Annotated in this window: 14 protein-coding genes; 8 read left to right on the top strand and 6 right to left on the bottom strand. The window is 65.9% G+C overall.

Features of this window, described 5'->3' with window-relative positions; genetic code table 11:
- Window positions 1-185: 185 nt before the first annotated feature.
- On the top strand, window positions 186-575 hold the full coding sequence (locus tag ACWIE7_RS14785) for a (deoxy)nucleoside triphosphate pyrophosphohydrolase (protein ID WP_452100051.1): 390 nt from the start codon (window positions 186-188) through the stop codon (window positions 573-575).
- The gene (locus tag ACWIE7_RS14780; RefSeq protein WP_454069730.1) at window positions 572-3,628 is read left to right on the top strand and encodes a DUF3427 domain-containing protein; all 3,057 of its coding nucleotides are present in this window, start codon (window positions 572-574) and stop codon (window positions 3,626-3,628) included. Before ACWIE7_RS14785 ends, ACWIE7_RS14780 begins: the two co-directional genes overlap by 4 nt.
- A 186-nt stretch (window positions 3,629-3,814) precedes the next feature.
- Here ACWIE7_RS14780 and ACWIE7_RS14775 read toward each other — a convergent pair whose 3' ends face one another.
- Entirely contained in the window at window positions 3,815-4,228 is a 414-nt protein-coding gene (locus ACWIE7_RS14775) for a MaoC/PaaZ C-terminal domain-containing protein (protein ID WP_454069728.1), read from the bottom strand.
- A 315-nt stretch (window positions 4,229-4,543) separates the two neighbouring features.
- Between ACWIE7_RS14775 and ACWIE7_RS14770 the strand changes: the two genes are divergently transcribed.
- Window positions 4,544-4,957 carry a PRC-barrel domain-containing protein gene (locus ACWIE7_RS14770; RefSeq protein ID WP_454069727.1) on the top strand — a complete coding sequence of 138 codons (414 nt, stop codon included), beginning with the start codon at window positions 4,544-4,546 and terminating at the stop codon, window positions 4,955-4,957.
- A gap of 105 nt (window positions 4,958-5,062) precedes the next feature.
- Here the strand turns inward: ACWIE7_RS14770 and ACWIE7_RS14765 are convergent, their stop codons facing one another.
- Window positions 5,063-6,667, bottom strand: a complete 1,605-nt coding sequence (locus ACWIE7_RS14765) for an ABC transporter substrate-binding protein (RefSeq protein ID WP_454069725.1) — start codon at window positions 6,665-6,667, stop codon at window positions 5,063-5,065.
- 108 nt (window positions 6,668-6,775) lie between these two features.
- Complete coding sequence (locus tag ACWIE7_RS14760) at window positions 6,776-7,606, bottom strand: alpha/beta fold hydrolase (protein ID WP_454069723.1); 831 nt, start codon at window positions 7,604-7,606, stop codon at window positions 6,776-6,778.
- 210 nt (window positions 7,607-7,816) lie between these two features.
- Between ACWIE7_RS14760 and ACWIE7_RS14755 the strand changes: the two genes are divergently transcribed.
- From ACWIE7_RS14755 to ACWIE7_RS14735, 5 genes are all read left to right on the top strand, one after another.
- Entirely contained in the window at window positions 7,817-8,602 is a 786-nt protein-coding gene (locus ACWIE7_RS14755; protein ID WP_452100057.1) for an IclR family transcriptional regulator, read from the top strand.
- Window positions 8,603-8,692: 90 nt separating this feature from the next.
- Window positions 8,693-9,838, top strand: a complete 1,146-nt coding sequence (locus ACWIE7_RS14750; protein WP_452100058.1) for a Rieske 2Fe-2S domain-containing protein — start codon at window positions 8,693-8,695, stop codon at window positions 9,836-9,838.
- Entirely contained in the window at window positions 9,838-10,071 is a 234-nt protein-coding gene (locus ACWIE7_RS14745) for a hypothetical protein (RefSeq protein WP_454069722.1), read from the top strand. Before ACWIE7_RS14750 ends, ACWIE7_RS14745 begins: the two co-directional genes overlap by 1 nt.
- A 274-nt stretch (window positions 10,072-10,345) precedes the next feature.
- Window positions 10,346-10,717 (top strand): SgcJ/EcaC family oxidoreductase, encoded by a 372-nt coding sequence (locus ACWIE7_RS14740; protein WP_454069720.1) that lies wholly within the window; start codon window positions 10,346-10,348, stop codon window positions 10,715-10,717.
- An 88-nt stretch (window positions 10,718-10,805) separates the two neighbouring features.
- Window positions 10,806-12,350, top strand: a complete 1,545-nt coding sequence (locus tag ACWIE7_RS14735) for an FAD-binding protein (RefSeq protein ID WP_454069718.1) — start codon at window positions 10,806-10,808, stop codon at window positions 12,348-12,350.
- 2 nt (window positions 12,351-12,352) lie between these two features.
- Here ACWIE7_RS14735 and ACWIE7_RS14730 read toward each other — a convergent pair whose 3' ends face one another.
- Genes ACWIE7_RS14730 through ACWIE7_RS14720 form a run of 3 tightly spaced genes read right to left on the bottom strand, consistent with a single transcriptional unit; the run spans window position 12,353 to window position 15,855 of the window.
- Window positions 12,353-13,306: an alpha/beta hydrolase gene (locus ACWIE7_RS14730; protein ID WP_454069716.1), complete on the bottom strand. Its 954-nt coding sequence runs from the start codon at window positions 13,304-13,306 to the stop codon at window positions 12,353-12,355.
- A gap of 51 nt (window positions 13,307-13,357) precedes the next feature.
- Window positions 13,358-14,188: an SDR family oxidoreductase gene (locus ACWIE7_RS14725; protein ID WP_454069714.1), complete on the bottom strand. Its 831-nt coding sequence runs from the start codon at window positions 14,186-14,188 to the stop codon at window positions 13,358-13,360.
- Window positions 14,185-15,855: a flavin-containing monooxygenase gene (locus tag ACWIE7_RS14720; protein ID WP_454069712.1), complete on the bottom strand. Its 1,671-nt coding sequence runs from the start codon at window positions 15,853-15,855 to the stop codon at window positions 14,185-14,187. The genes ACWIE7_RS14725 and ACWIE7_RS14720 overlap by 4 nt, the downstream gene beginning before the upstream one ends.
- Window positions 15,856-15,887 lie beyond the last annotated feature (32 nt).

Genomic DNA, 15,887 nt, shown 5'->3' with positions numbered 1-15,887 from the left:
GTGCAACGGCGCCGAGGGCTGGGGCATGTTCGAGCACGCCAATATGGGCCGCCACGACCCGTCCGGGTTCAAGGACTGGGTGGATATGGCGAAGTGATGTCGGACGCCCCCGATATGGTCGAGTCCTGATCATTCGAGTCGAAACCTAGGGAGCTCCATTGCGGCGTCTTGAGGTCGTTGCGGCGGTGTTCGTGCGCGACAGCACGGTTCTTGCCTGCCGCCGCGCGCCCGGCAAGACTGCTGCGGGTAAGTGGGAGTTTCCGGGCGGGAAGGTCGACGACGACGAGACTCCCGAAACCGCCTTAGTTCGCGAAATCCGGGAAGAACTTGGGATCTCAATCTCGGTCGACGCCCTCATCGACAGATCCGTCACCACCGTCGGCCACAACGACATTGATCTGGCCTGCTACTTCGTGACGTCAGCAGAAGTGCCAACGCACAGCACTGATCACGACGAACTGCGGTGGGTCTCCATTGGCTCGCTACCCGCCCTCGATTGGGCCGCTCCAGACATCCCGGCTGTAGCAATCCTCACTTCCCCCGCCTTTCAGTCCCAGATGGAGCAGCATTCTTGAGCGCACCTCTCCCCGATGGGCTCTACGAATCCGTCATCACCCCGCGGTTTCAGCGTCGTCTCGATGTCACTGCACGCGCTCACGACATCGTGGAGCTCGATCCCACACTGGCTCCCGAGATACTTGGTCGCCATGTGGGTGATGCAGTTCGCCGACATCTCGAAACCCTCGACGTTGACAAGCGACTGGCCTTCGTTGAGCGCTTCATCGAGTTCATCGAGTCGGATGACGACCTTGCAGGCGGCACGGTCCTTCAATCCATCTATCCCGTTGGCAAGTCTCAGCCACGACGCCCCTCCACACCGCTATCAGAGGGCGCGCTTCTCACCAACGCCCGCGACGAACCCGGTCTCGGCAACGAGCTCGCCCTCGAAATGGAATCTGCAGATGAGGTTGATCTACTCTGCGCCTTCGTAAAGTTCACCGGCGTGACGGTGCTTGCTCCGCAGTTCGAGCTACTCGCCGAACGTGGGATCACTCCGCGCGTACTCACCACGACGTACATGGGCGCAACGGATCGAAGAGCCCTCGACGTACTCGTGCGGGACTACGGGGCGCATGTCAAGGTGCGCTTCGAGAAGGCCTCCACGCGACTCCACGCCAAAGCCTGGCTCTTTCGTCGACACTCGGGATTCGACACCGCCTATGTGGGCAGCTCAAACCTGTCCCGTTCGGCGCTCGTAGACGGCCTGGAATGGAACGTGCGACTTTCGTCCGTGATCCACACTGCTCAGATCGCCAAGTTCCGAACGGTCTTCGACTCGTACTGGAATCTGCCGGACTTCGAGCCATACGACCCAGAGCGCGACGCCAACAAGCTAGACCAAGCGCTAGAGGAGGCCGGTGGTCGCAAAAGCGGCTCCGTCCTGGTCACACTCGCTGGGCTCGAGGTGCGTCCGTTCGGCCACCAGCAGCTGATGCTCGACGCGCTTGCCACTGAGCGCGAGGTCTTCGGGCATCACCGAAACCTTCTGGTCGCCGCCACTGGCACGGGAAAGACCGTCGTCGCGGCGCTCGACTACCGCAGGTTGGTCGAAGAAGCCGGCGGCACGCAGCCTTCACTGCTCTTTGTCGCGCACCGCAAAGAAATCCTCGTCCAGGCGCTACGGACATTCCGGGCGGTGCTCGGCGATGGTTCCTTCGGCGAACTCTTCGTGGGTGGCGACCGACCACGCAAGTGGAAGCACGTCTTCGCCAGCATCCAATCCCTCGATCGCGATTCCGATGCATCGGATCACTGGGATGTACTTGTCATTGACGAGTTTCATCACGCAGAGGCCTCGAGCTACCGGAGGCTCCTCTCGAGGTTCCACGCCGGCGAAGTGTTGGGACTGACTGCCACACCTGAACGCGCTGACGGCGTCGACGTTCGTGAGTTCTTTGATGGCCGCACAGCGTACGAGCTGCGGTTGTGGGATGCGCTCGAGCAGGATCTGTTGTGCCCGTTCCACTATTACGGGATCTCCGACAACACCGATCTGCGCGATGTCGAATGGACCGCTGGTCAATACAGTCCAGGAGCGCTCTCTGCGTTGTACACCGGCAACGATGCTCGGACACTGCTCATCCTCAAGGCGCTCCGCGAGAAGGTCCTAGACCCCTCACGGATGCGGGCTCTCGGCTTTTGTGTCTCAGTTGACCATGCCAACTACATGGCCGAAACGTTCACCGCCCGGGGTCTTCCGTCTGCCGCCATAGTCGGCACCACGGCCCCCGACGAGCGCCGCGCCCTGGTCGAGCAACTGAAGGCGGGCGAGCTGCGATGCATCTTCACCGTCGATGTCTTCAACGAGGGCGTCGATATCCCGTCTGTGGATGTTGTTCTCATGTTGCGTCCGACCGCCAGCTCGACGATCTTCATTCAGCAACTCGGCCGCGGCTTGCGTCGCTCCCCGGGCAAAGCGGTTCTCATCGTCTTGGACTCTGTGGGCCAACATCGTGCCGACTTCAACCTCGCTGGCAGGTTCCACGCAATGACCGGGTTGTCGCGCCGCCGCCTCAAGTCTGACCTCGATGTGGGATTCCCGTCCCTTCCCGGCGCCTCGCGGATCGTTCTCGACGAGGTATCTCGAGAAGAGGTCCTCCAGTCGATAAGGATGGCAGTCAACGCCAATACCAAGAACGCTCTAGCAAAGGACCTGTCATCACTAGGAGAAGTCCCCAAGCTGGCCGAATTCCTCGATGAAACCAATCGCGACCTGGACGACGTATACCGCACAGATCGTTCCTGGACGACGATCGTGACTATCGCGACGGGGCAGGCCGAGCCAGAAGGCGAAGAAAAGAAGCTCCTCAAAAAGCTCCAACGCTTGAGGACAGTTGACGACATCGACCGCATTCGAGAATACGCCCGCGTAGCCGGAGCCATCTTGGCCGGCGACGCGCTCACCCGCGACGATCTTTGGGCGTCAATGCTCGTGGACTACCTGGTCCCTTCACAGGCCACGCCTGACTTTGCTCGCACCGTCACCGAACTCGCTGCGTTCCCCCGGCTCTTCGAAGAACTGATACAGCTCATGGAAGCTGCGACCCGGAACATCCACCACGTTCCGCTTCCACTCGAGGGCAACCTCGTTGACCTCCCCCTGCGATCACATGCGAGCTACAGCCGCGAGGAACTCCTTTCAGCGCTCGACTGGCGCGGCAAGGACGGAAGACCGCAGGGATCCCGCGAAGGCGTCGCTTGGTCTGAAGCCCACCAGACCGACATCTTCTTTATCAATCTCCACAAGGACGAGGCCATCTTCAGCCCGTCGACGATGTACCGCGACGTCCCTGTTTCGCCAACGTTGTTTGACTGGGAATCGCAGTCGGGCACCTCGCAGTCATCGAAGACCGGCCGTCGATACCTCAGTCAGCGCGAGATCGGGACCAGCGTCCTACTCGCGGTCCGGAACTCACCGAAAGATGACGTAGCGACTGCGCCCTTCATGCTGTTGGGCAACGCTGACTACGTCTCGCACTCCGGCGAACGCCCGATCCAGATTCGCTGGGAACTTCGGCGTCCAATGCCTGCCGATGTCCTCGCCCAGGCTTCTGTGCTTGGAATTTGAGACACGGGTCGCTGGCTACTCTGACAAGTTCGCCTACACATCGAACTTTGTGCCTAGAATGGCGCTTCGCTGCCGAGCCCTCGGGCTTCCGTTCGGTTGCAAATTCGGGCAATAGCTTTCGTTCGTGCGGGGGCGAGCTTCGTCGTCGTTGTCGTCATTCCCTCCCCCGACCGCCACCGACCGTCCCTATGCCGTCGGCCGGCAGCTCACCATCAAGTCGATCCGGCCGCTCTGCACAAGCTTGTCGTCGGCGCCGAAGAGTTCGAAGCGCCGCTCCAGGACACCGGTCTCCCCCGACGACGTGAGGCGAGTCCCCGTGATGGTGATCTCCGCACGCACCGTGTCCCCCGCCCTGATCGGCAGGTGGAACCGCCAGCCGTCGATCCCGAGCAACGCCACCGAGCAGCCGTCGAACACACCCTCCCGCGACGCCAGACCCATCACCACCGACAGCCCCAGGACCCCGTGCGCGATCGGGCCCCCGAACCGCCGCTCCACGGTGGAGACCGCGTCCGTGTGCACGGGATTGGTGTCCCAGCTCCACACGGCGAACGTCACGAGGTCGGCCTCGGTGATAGTGCGCCCCTGGGTCCGGAACACCTGCCCCTCGGCGAAGTCCTCGAATTACCAGTCGGTGGGCATCTTCGGCGTTGTGGTCATGGGTGCGCACCTCTGCTCTGCCTGGCGCCTCGGCTGTCGCGGACGCGAGCGTCGTCGATTGATTTGGCCGCGAGTGTTCCACGGCGCGCCGCCGGCTACCGCGAAAAGAGGTGGCCGCACCTGCTCCCGGGGCTGCGGTGACGCCATACCCGCGGGGCACGCGCCCAGGGCGGCCGGGGCATCGGACCGGTCGCAAACCCACTGGCGGGCTCCTAGCGTGGCGAGTGCTTGAACCGGCTACCCAGGGAGTCCGCCATGATCGACAAGGAACTACTCGATCGTCTTTACGGCACGGTCGTCTACGACAGTTCGGGAGACAAGATCGGCAAACTCAGCACGGTCTACCTCGACGACCGCACCGATGAACCCACGTTCGCCACCGTTTCGACCAGCAAGCTCCTGACAACCGAGAGCTTCGTGCCGCTGCGGGGCGCCCGCGTCGACGGCAGCGAGGTCCACGTGCAATTCACCAAGGAACAGGTGAAGGACGCACCGAGCGTGGAAGCCGGCCGGGATCTCACGGCCGCCGACGAGGACCGCCTGTACGAGTACTTCCAACTCGATGGAGGCGGCGGGGACACGGCCGGGTCAGCCCGGCCGGCCGGACCGGCACTGGAAGTCGAACGTGCGCGGCTGCGCAAGCACGACCACCGTCGTGGAGACGACTGAGGGTCCGGGCGGCCGGCTGCCTCATCGCAGGATTACACCGCACGGAAACCGAGAGCCACTGCCCCGGTACGAGACCGGAGCCGTGGCTCTCGTCGTGGTTCCGGACTACTCCTGGATGTAGGCGTCGTCGAACAGGATGACGTTGTGCAGCGTGGGCGCTAGCCCGTGCACCGACTCCGCGACGATCACGTATTCCTCGGCGTTGGCATGCACCGTGTACGGCACAACCTCGTCGTGGAGTTCCTGGAACTCGGCCAGCCGATCAGTCAGTTCCTCTGCGGCGGTAGTGGCCTTGAGCTCTGTCACGGCCTTGACCAGCCGCTCATCATCCGTGCCGGTGAAGTTCATCGCCCCGCCCGGAACGACCGCACTCCACAGCGAATGCGCGGGATCGGCCTCGGTGACGACGGATCCGCCGATCATCATCTCGTAGTCGCCCGTGAACTGACGGGCCGTCACCTGCGAGACAGCCGTGTTCTCGATTGTCACGTCAAAGCCCACCGCATCGAGGAGAGCCTTGATCACCACACCGGATTCCACGTTTTCCGGGCCGTCGCCGATCACGAGGGTCACGCCACCATCCCAACCGGTGTCCTGCTTGACCTCCTCGACCAGCGCGGAGGATCGCTCGGGGTCGAAGGCCGGACCCTCCTGCCCGCTGTAGAAACGAGAATCCTCGGACAGCAGCGCAGCCGTCGGCTGACCGACACCGCCACTGAGACGCTGGTCCATCAGTTCGCGGTCCAGCGCGTGGGCCACTGCCTGGCGGGCCCGCACATCGGTGAACACCCCGTCGTACCCGCCGGCGCCGTTGTTCAGATTGATGATCGAGCCGGAACTGAGGACGGCGTAGAAGCCCGGCATGCCGGCATCCATGGCGTCATGGACGATTTTTGCCCCGCGCAGAAAGCCCACCTGGAGCTCGCCGGTCTGGAAGGCCTCGAATGTGCCCTGCGAGCCGGGCACCCGGACGAACTCCAGTGTCGTACACACCTCGCCCCCGTAGTAGTTCGGGTTGGGCTTCATCACCGCTGTCTGGCCCGGAATGTACTCGTCCAGAAGGTAGGCCCCCGCACCGATCGGGGCCGCCGCCCATTCCTCCGAGGACGCGGCTTCGAAAGCCTGCTGCGGGATCACCTCGCCGACCGGACCCGTCAGCATCGAAGGGAAGCCCGCCCAGGGCTCGGACAGGACGAACTCGACCGTCTGATCATCCACCACCTCGACGTCCGCCACCTGGCGCGCGTCGGCCATCCCCATCGAGCGCGTCGCCGGGTCCTGGTGCAGCCCCACCGTGAACGCCACGTCGGAGGCGGTGAGCGGATCCCCGTTCGAGAACTCCACACCCTCCGGCAGAGTCAGCGTCCACCTTGTGCTGGTGTCATCCGACTCCAACGACTCCGCCAACTGGGGAACGAACTCCTCCCCTTGCGCATCCCAGCGCATCAGGCGGTCATAGACGGCAGCGGATTGGGACCCGCCGACCACCCCGTATGCACCCTGGCCGGGCGCGAACGACGGAAGCATCGTGTACTCGCCCATCGTGATGGTGCCTCCCGCGCGATCCGCGGTACATCCCTCCCCGGGCGACGGCAACGCCACTTCGGAAACACCGCTCGCCTCGTTCTGGTCAGGCCCCGCGCCAACACACCCGGTGACGGCCAGTGCGGTGGCCAGCAGAGCAGCAGATGTCTTGAGGTATCGGGGCATCGGTTCTCCTTGAACGACGGGCGGCTGAGCAGGTGCAGGCTGCTCACCACCCGGAACCTATGCGACGTGACACGTGTCACGTTGTAGAGATTCCGCTGACCGGAAACGTCAGTTGCGCAGCAGGAACTCCCGGGCCTGGCGCTCGAAGGCATCCTTCTGCTCGATCATCACCCAGTGCCCGCAGTCCGGCAGGATGTGCACCTCCACGTCCGGAATGAGGCGCATCGGCATGATCGACATGTCCACCGGCGAGACGCGATCGTCACGGCCCCAGAACAGCAGTGTCGGCGCGGTGACGTCGGCCAGGTCGAAGGAGACCTCACCGCGGGAAACGTTGGCGATCGCCGCCGGGTTGTAGAGGGACTTCATCGACTCGATCACGCCCGGTTCGTTGACCTGCGCCCACCGCTGCTCCAGCAACAGCTCGGTGACCAACGCCTGATCGAAGACCATCGATCGCAGCCACCGGTGCAGCGCCGGCTTGTCCGGCTCGGCCAGGAAGTCCATGAGCAGGCGGATCCCCTCCGCCGGGCCCGGGCTGAACAACGTGGTGCCCACGCCGCCGATGCAGATGAGTCGATCCACGCGGTCGGGTTGCTTGGCCGCCAGTCCGGCGCCGACGATGCCGCCCATCGAGTTCCCCACGATGCTCGCCCTGTCGATACCCAGGTGGTCGAGGATCTCCACGCAACTGTTCCGGGCGTCGACCACGGGGTGGCCGCCGCGCACGTCACTGATGCCGAAACCGGGAAACTCGAGAACGATGCAGCGGAACTCGTCAACGAACGCGCCGACGGTCTCCGAGTAGTTCCGCCAGCCCGTGACCCCCGGCCCCGAGCCGTGCAGGAACAGCACCGGCCTCCCGTCGGGATCACCCAGATCCCGGTATCCCAGACGGCCTCCGGGGACATCAGCGAACCGGACATCAATGCTGCTCATGAGGACTCCAGTGGATCGGCGACCCGGCCAGCGAATCCGGGCCGGTGGGAGGCATCCTCGTCGTCGTCGTCCCGTCACCTCCCAGGTTTTTCCGCTCAACGGAAACCCCCACCTCCCCACCTCCCACTCACCGGACTACAGTGACCCTCATCACAGCGCGACGTCCCCCACTTCGCGCGACGTGAACGGAGAGACACAGTGACAACCGCCATGACCCGGCCAGACTCCCTCACCGGCATCCTCGACAGAGTGGACACGATCCTCGACGCCATCGCGACCGAGGGATCCATGACCCTCACCGAGATCTCCAAGGCCACCGCACTGCCCCGCACCACCGTCCACCGGCTCCTCGAGCAGATGGTGGCCCGGCGGTGGGTCCTGCGGATCCGCAACGAGTACGAGATCGGCGTCCGTCCCTTCCACCTGGGCACCCTCGCCCGGCAGGGCCACTGGTACTTCCGCCTGGCCCGCCCCCACCTCGAGGCCATGCACGAACGCACCCGCCTGGTGGTGCACCTCGGTTACCTCGACGGCACCGACGTGGTGTGGTGGGACAAGGTCGGCGACACGCGACTCAGCGTCGTCCCCACGTACGTCGGCGGCCGGCATCCCGCGTTCAGGACCGCGGCCGGCAAGGCGCTCCTGGCGTCCGAGGGACCCGACTATCTCGACGAGCATTTCGCCCCGCGGCTCGAGCTCACCACACCGGAGAGCCTCCACACCCGCGAGGAACTCCGAACCGAGATCGGCGTGGTGCAGGAAGACGGTCTGGCCTATTCGCGCGGTGAGCTCCTCCCCCACCTCGCCTGCGTGGCGACGCCCGTCACCGTGCGACCCGTCGCGACGAGCGACGGACACCAGACCAACACCGCGGTCTCGGTATGCGGGCCGCTCGACCGGATCGAGTCCGACAAGACGCTCACCCAGGCGCTCCGGACGTGCGCGATGGGCATCCTCGCCGACATCTCTCGATCGCCTCAGGCACCCAAGGATTAGCCGCTTTCCGACCACCGGAAATCGTCACCACGTGACGCAGATCACGCTCCTACCGTGTGGCCCACGGTCACAGAACGAAGGGAGCCCCTGATGACCCAGACCCCTGTTTCCCCGAACTCCGATACCGCGATCCGCGAGATCGAGAGCGCCGGCAACCCCACCCGCTTCGCCCGTGGCTGGCACTGCCTCGGCCTGATCGACCAGTTCCGCGACGGCAAGCCCCACCAGGTCAAGGTGTTCGGCACCAGCCTCGTCGTCTTTGACACCTCCGACGGGCTCAAGATCCTCGACGGCTACTGCCGACACATGGGCGGCAACCTCGCCAAGGGCACCATCAAGGACGACGCGATCGCCTGCCCGTTCCACGACTGGCGTTGGGGCGGCAACGGCAAGTGCACCGCGATCCCCTACGCCAAGCGCGTGCCGGTGGCGGCCAAGACGCGCGCCTGGCCGTCCATGGAGCGCAACGGGCAACTGTTCGTCTGGCACGACCCGCAGAAGTCGCAGCCCACCGAGGACGTCACCATCCCCTACATCGAGGGCTGGGACGAGGGCGAGTGGAGCGACTGGTCCTGGCAGACCTTCCTCGTCGAGGGCGCGCACTGCCGCGAGATGATCGACAACCTCGTGGACATGGCGCACTTCTTCTACGTGCACCTGGTGTCCCCCAAGTACTTCCGCAACATCTTCGAGGGCCACATCGCCACCCAGATCATGCACAGCCAGACCCGGCCCGACATCGACCCGGATCAGTCCTACGGCGACTCGGACACCTATCTCAGGTCCGAGGCCAGCTACTACGGGCCGTCGTACATGATCAACCCGCAGCAGCTCACCCTCGGCGGCAAGGACGTCGAGGCGGTGCTGATCAACAGCCACTACCCGATCACCGAGGACTCCTTCCTCATCAACTTCGGGATCGCCACCAAACACCGCCCCGGTGTCGACCCCGTCGAGGCCAAGGCCGCCGCCGACGCCATGACCACCGGGCTCGCCTACGGGTTCGGTCAGGACGTGGAGATCTGGCGCGACAAGGCGCGGATCGACAACCCGCTGCTCACCGAGCAGGACGGCCCCGTCTACCAACTGCGCAGGTGGTACGAGCAGTTCTACGTGGACGTGGAGGACATCCAGCCCGACATGGTCGAGCGCGTCGAAGTGGAGATCGACACCGACCACGCCGTCGCGCACTGGGAGACCGAGATCGCGGCGAACCTCGCCGCGATGGGCCGCTGATGGCACGCACCACGCCCTTCACGTGCCCCCGATGCTCCACGTGCGTCGAGGTCACCAAGTTCTCCCGCGAACACACCCTCACCCGCTGGGTCGACGGGCACGCCAGATGCCCCGAGCTCGACGTCGAGCCGGAGCGATTCGGCACCGGGCGATGCGAGAGCCTCACCGCCGCGGTACGGGCCGCGTTCGATGACGGACTGATCGAAGCCGGCGAGAGGGCGGCCGGCACCTGAGCCGGCCGCGAAGAGGCGAGCGTCCCGCGCACAACACCGTGTGCGGGACGCTCGTGCGTGGTGCGTCGCCACCATGTTTTCCACTCTCCGGGAATCGACCTCCGTGACGTGCACCACGGTCGCTACATTCGGGGCCCACGACGAACAGTCGGAAGTACTCAGACCACAGCAGTTCACGCAGCGCGACATAGGCGCCGGGGTCAAGGCGCCGAGATCCGCCGCAGGAGTCGGCCGGACCACCCCGATCAACGCCGCCCCTACCGAGAAGGAAGCCATGCCTGCAGCCGACATCAGGAACGTCATCGATCGCTATCTGGCGACTGTCGCCGACGGTTCGGCCGCCGAGGTGGCTGCGCTGTACGCCGAGGACGCGACCCTCGAAGATCCCGTCGGGTCGGACGTGCACCGGGGCCGAACCGCGATCGAGGAGTTCTACAAGGGTCTCGAAGACGCTCAGCTCACCACGACATTGCACGTGGCACGCGTGTGCGGACTGGAGGCGACGTTCCATTTCCGCGTGGTCACCGAAGCCGGAGACCAGACGTATGTCGTGGAACCCATCGACGTCATGACGTTCGACGACACCGGCCAGATCACGTCGATGCGCGCGTTCTGGGCGCCGGAAGACATGACCACCGGTTCCTGAACCAGAACAGCCTGAACTCCCGCAGATGACGAACGGTCATCCGCGGCCATCTACCCAGCGTCCGCTAAATCACGAGGAATGAGAATCGATGCCGGTCAATTGGATGGAAGAATACGACGTGGTGGTCGCCGGCTCCGGCGGCGGCGGAATGTCGGGAACCTACACGGCGGCCCGTGAAGGGCTTTCCGTGCTACTCCTCGAAGCCTCCGACAAGTTCGGCGGCACCACCGCCTACTCCGGCGGCGGCGGAATGTGGTTCCCGTGCAATCCAGTGCTCCAACGCGCCGGCACGGACGACACCATCGACGACGCCCTCACCTACTACAGGGCGGTCGTGGGAGACCGCACGCCGCAGGAACTCCAGGAGACCTACGTGAGGGGCGGCGCTCCACTCATCGAGTATCTCGAGAAGGACGACAATCTCGCGTTCGAGATGCTGCCGTGGCCCGACTACTTCGGTAAAGCCCCGGGAGCGCGGCTCGATGGACAGCGACACACCATGCCCTCTCCGCTCCCGGTTTCAGAAGCCCCGGAGCTGCGCGACATCGTGCGCGGACCGCTGGATGTGGACCGGCTCGGCGCGAGCACTCCCGACGACTTCTTCATCGGCGGCCGCGCTCTCGTGGCGCGTTTCCTCAAAGCCATCTCCGCTTACCCGGACGCGACCCTCCGCCTGAACAGCACGCTCGTCGAGCTGGTCACCGAGGACGGCAGAGTCACCGGCGCTATCGTCGAACGCGGCGGCGAGACCGTGGCCATCCGCGCCCGCAAGGGAGTCCTGCTCGCGGCGGGCGGCTTCGAGGGCAACGAGGAGATGCGCGTGCGTCACGGCGTCCCCGGCCTCGCGCGCGACACGATGGGCCCGTGGAGCAACACTGGCAAGGCGCACCGGGCAGGAATCGCCGTTGGCGCGGACACCGACCTCATGGACCAGGCGTGGTGGTCTCCGGGGCTCACGCATCCCGACGGCCGGTCGGCGTTCGCGCTCTGGTTTACCGGTGGCATCTTCGTCAATCAGAACGGCGAGCGATTCGTCAACGAGTCGGCCCCGTATGACCGTCTCGGCCGGGCCGTCATCGATCAGCTCGACGACGGCGCCCTGTCACTGCCGTTCTGGATGATCTACGACGACACCGAGGGTGAGATCCCGCCGATCAAGGCGAGCAACGTCTCGTTCGACGAGACCGAGAAGTACCGCGCCGCCGGACTCTGGCACACCGCGGAGACCCTCGACGAACTCGCCACGAAGATCGGCGTGCCCGCTGACGCTCTGGTCGCCACGGTCGCGCGCTTCAACTCGATGGTCGACAGAGGCTCCGACGAGGATTTCGGCCGCGGCGACGAAGCCTACGACCGCGCGTTCTCGGGTGGCGAACTCCCCATGGCAGCCATCACGCGCGGCCCGTTCCATGCTGCGGCGTTCGGTATCTCCGACCTGGGCACCAAGGGCGGCCTGAGAACGGATTCGCGCGCTCGCGTGCTTGATTCCGCCGGCACGGCCATCCCGGGTCTCTACGCCGCAGGGAACACCATGGCCGCACCGAGCGGCACCACCTATCCCGGCGGCGGCAACCCGATCGGCACGTCGATGCTGTTCAGCCATCTGGCGGTTCGTGACATGGTCGACGAGTAGCGTCAGTACAGCAGCGCTCGCAGCTGCTCCCACATGTCCTCCTGGGCCTGCCGCGCCACGGACAACGCCGAGATGGTGGCGAAGCCGTGGAAGGTGCTCGGGTAACTGCGGTACCAGCACTGGACGCCGGCACGCTCGAGGGCGCCGGCGTACACCTCGGCGTCGTCGTGCAACGGGTCGCATTCCGCGCTGATCATCACCACCGGCGCCAGGCCGGCGAGGTCGGCGGTCACCGGCGAGAGATACGGGCTCGGCTCACCGGACGAGCCTGCCGGCAGGTGCTGCTCCCAGTACCAGTCGGTGGCCGCGGCGGTGTTCGCGTAGCCCTCGCCGAACCGGCGGTACGAGTCGCCGCGGTGCTCGGGCACCGTCATCGGATATATCAGCAACTGGGCGCGCACGGCCGGTCCGCCGGTGTCTCGCGCCAGCACCGCCGCACACGCCGCGAGGTTGCCGCCTGCGCTGTCTCCCGCCAGCATCAACCTCGACGGATCGACGCCGAGCTCGTCGGCTCGGTCCGTCACCCACCGCGCCACGGTGTGGACGTCGTGGAGCGCCGCCGGGTAGCGGTGTTCCGGTGACAGTCGGTAGTGCACCGCCACCACGACCGCGCCGAGGCCCCGACACATACGTCGGCAGAAGTCGTCGTGACTGTCGAGGTCGCCAAAAACGAATCCGCCGCCGTGGGCGAACACCACGACCGGCACCGGTTCCGGCGAACCGGGAGCAGAGCCGACGGGTCGGTATACGCGCACGGGAATCTCGTGGTCACCCGCGCCGTACTCGGCAGCGGGGACGACCGTGTTCTCCGCCCCGCCCACCTCGACCGGCTCGGCCGGGCGCTTCTGTCGCGCCTTGAACGCGGCGCGCACGTCGACCGCATCCATCGTCTCGACCTGCGGATATCCCTCCTCGACCAGCGCGAGTAGTGCGGCCACCTCGGGGTCGGTGATCATGGGCTCGTTCCTCTCATCAGTCGGCACGGTGTGGTCGGCAGGGTGCAGCGTCTACGCCGTCGTGAGACCGGCGTCCACGGCGATCTGCTGCCCGGTGATGAATCGCGATTCGGGCGCGGACAGGAACAGCACTACTTCACTGACGTCCTCGGGCTCCACCCACGGCACCGGCAGCAGGTTGCGGGCGGCGAGCGCCTCGGCGGCGTCCTCGCGCGTCGGGTTCTCGAGGTCCGGCCGGAGGCGCCGATAGATCTGCTCGTTGAGGATCATCGGCGTGGCCACCGACCCCGGGTGCACCGTGTTGACGCGGATCGACCGCGGCGCCAGTTCTATCGCCAGCGTTCGGGCCAAGCCCACCAGCGCATGTTTAGCCGCGACGTATTGCCCGGCTCCGCGGATGCCCTTGAGCCCCGCGGTCGAGCTCACCAGCACGAGAGACGCGCCGTCGGCGAGGTGCGGCTCGGTGGCGCGAATTGAGTTCCACGCTCCGGTGAGGTTGACGTCCAATGAGCGGTTCCATACGTCGTCGTCGATCTCCCAGGCCGGCCCGGGGACGTCGTACACACCGGCGTTGGCGACGACCGCGTCCACACGGGGCGCCCGTCCCGGGGCGCCGCCGAGCTCGGCCAGCCCGTCTGTGACGGCAGCGCCCAGCTCGCTGACGTCGCGGATGTCGGCGGTCCGCCACGCCGCGCGCCCGCCGTCGGCGACGATCCCGTCGACGATCTCGGCGAGCCGCGCGGTGGTGGCCGCGGAGTCCAGGTCCAACGCCAGGATCCCGGCGCCTTCCCCGGCGAGCCGCCGGCAATGGGCCTCACCCATGCCTCCGGCAGCCCCGGTGACGACGACGACGAGGTCCTCCATCCGCCCCTGTGTACTCATCGCAGCGCGAACCCTTCGTAGCCGGCATCGGTGAGTTCCTGCACGACCTTGCGGTAGTTGCCGAATCCGCCCGGGTACAGCATGAACACTCTCGGTTTCCCGGGGATGTTGGCGCCGAGATACCAGGAGTCGGCGCGGGGGAAGAGAGTCTGGTCGGCCAGGCGGGCGCATTCCGCCATCCATTCGTCCTGCGCGTTCTCGTCGGGTTCGATCGCGCGCCGGCCGTCCGACCTCAACTGCCCGATGGTGTCGGCGATCCAGTCCACATGATGCTCGGAGGCGAGCACCATGTTGGCCAGCACACCCGGGCTGCCGGGTCCGTTGACCAGGAACAAGTTCGGGAAGCCTGCCACCATGAGCCCGAGGTAGCTGCGCACGCCGTCCGACCACGCGTCGGAGAGGCTGCGATGGTCGCGACCGCGGATGTCGATCGCGTCCATCGCGCCGGTCACCGCGTCGAAGCCGGTGGCGAAGATCAGGACGTCGAGCTCGTGCAGCCGCGCCGCCTCGTCGCCTTCCCCGACCGTCACCGGCCCGTCGGCGGTGATCCGATCGATCGGCGTGCGGCGCAGGTTGACCAGCTCCACGTGGTCGAGGTTGTAGGTCTGGAAGTAGCCCGAGTCGGTGACGATCCGCTTGGTGCCGATCGGGTGGTCCGTGGGGATGAGGTGGTCGGCCACCGATTGGTCGTCGATCACCGAGCGGATCTTGCGCTCGGCGAACTCCCTGGCCAGCTGGTTGGCGTGCTCGTCGCGCATCTGGTCGGGGAACGCCTTGGAGAACAAGACGCCACCGAGGTTCCAATAGTGCTCGTACACTCGTTCGCGCTCTGCGGCATCCACCTCGAGGGTGTTCTTCTCGTGCGGGATGAACGGGGAGCCACCACCGGAGAGCCGCGACTTCCGCCGACGCTCGTCATACGTGGCCTTCTGCTCGCGGCGCTCGACGTCGTCGATCGGCCGGTTGGCGGCGGGGATCGAATAGTTGGGCGTCCGCTGGAAAACCGTTACCGACGCGGCCTCTCGCGCGACCTCCGGAACCAGCTGGATTCCCGACGAGCCGGTCCCGATCACGCCTACGCGGAGGCCGGTGAAGTCGACCTTCTCGTGCGGCCACTGCGCGGTGTGTAGGACTCGTCCGTCGAAGTCGCCCAGGCCAGGTATTTCGGGGAAGTTGGCCACGGAGAGCGAGCCGGTCGCGAACACACAGTGGCGGCAGGTGAGCGAGCGCCCCTCGACAGAGCCGTCGGTCGTGGCGGTCTCAACCGTGACGTTCCACAGGTCGGTGGCCTCGTCGAAGTGCGCCGCGGTGACGCGGGTGCCGAACTCAAAGCTCCGACGTAGGTCGAACCGGTCTGCCACGTGATTGAGGTATTCCAGGATCTCTGGCTGCGTGGCGTAGCGCTCCGACCAGTCCCACTCCTGTTGTAGCCCGTCGGAGAACGAGTACGAGTAGTCCACGCTCTCCACGTCGCACCGCGCGCCCGGGTAGCGGTTGTGGTACCACGTCCCGCCCACGCCGTCGGCGGCTTCGAAGCCGTGCACCGTCAGGCCGTCGGCGCGGAACCGGTGGACGGCGTACAGGCCGGCTATCCCGGCCCCGATCACCACTACGTCCACGTCGGCTGCGCCGCCCGTGCCTGACCTGAGATCAGGTCCGTCTTCCATATGAGATCCCCTTCCACGGGTCATGTCTGCCG

This window comes from Dietzia sp. NPDC055343, assembly GCF_053645265.1.
The sequence above is the reverse complement of the archived record's forward strand: the minus strand, read 5'-3'. Positions and strand labels throughout refer to the sequence as shown.

Coding starts and splice junctions, on each gene's coding strand:
- ACWIE7_RS14720 (WP_454069712.1), bottom strand. CDS start 15,855: ATGGAAGACGGACCTGATCTCAGGTCAGGCACGGGCGGCGCAGCCGAC.
- ACWIE7_RS14730 (WP_454069716.1), bottom strand. CDS start 13,306: ATGATCACCGACCCCGAGGTGGCCGCACTACTCGCGCTGGTCGAGGAG.
- ACWIE7_RS14770 (WP_454069727.1), top strand. CDS start 4,544: ATGATCGACAAGGAACTACTCGATCGTCTTTACGGCACGGTCGTCTAC.
- ACWIE7_RS14745 (WP_454069722.1), top strand. CDS start 9,838: ATGGCACGCACCACGCCCTTCACGTGCCCCCGATGCTCCACGTGCGTC.
- ACWIE7_RS14750 (WP_452100058.1), top strand. CDS start 8,693: ATGACCCAGACCCCTGTTTCCCCGAACTCCGATACCGCGATCCGCGAG.
- ACWIE7_RS14725 (WP_454069714.1), bottom strand. CDS start 14,188: ATGAGTACACAGGGGCGGATGGAGGACCTCGTCGTCGTCGTCACCGGG.
- ACWIE7_RS14735 (WP_454069718.1), top strand. CDS start 10,806: ATGCCGGTCAATTGGATGGAAGAATACGACGTGGTGGTCGCCGGCTCC.
- ACWIE7_RS14755 (WP_452100057.1), top strand. CDS start 7,817: ATGACCCGGCCAGACTCCCTCACCGGCATCCTCGACAGAGTGGACACG.
- ACWIE7_RS14765 (WP_454069725.1), bottom strand. CDS start 6,667: ATGCCCCGATACCTCAAGACATCTGCTGCTCTGCTGGCCACCGCACTG.
- ACWIE7_RS14760 (WP_454069723.1), bottom strand. CDS start 7,606: ATGAGCAGCATTGATGTCCGGTTCGCTGATGTCCCCGGAGGCCGTCTG.
- ACWIE7_RS14740 (WP_454069720.1), top strand. CDS start 10,346: ATGCCTGCAGCCGACATCAGGAACGTCATCGATCGCTATCTGGCGACT.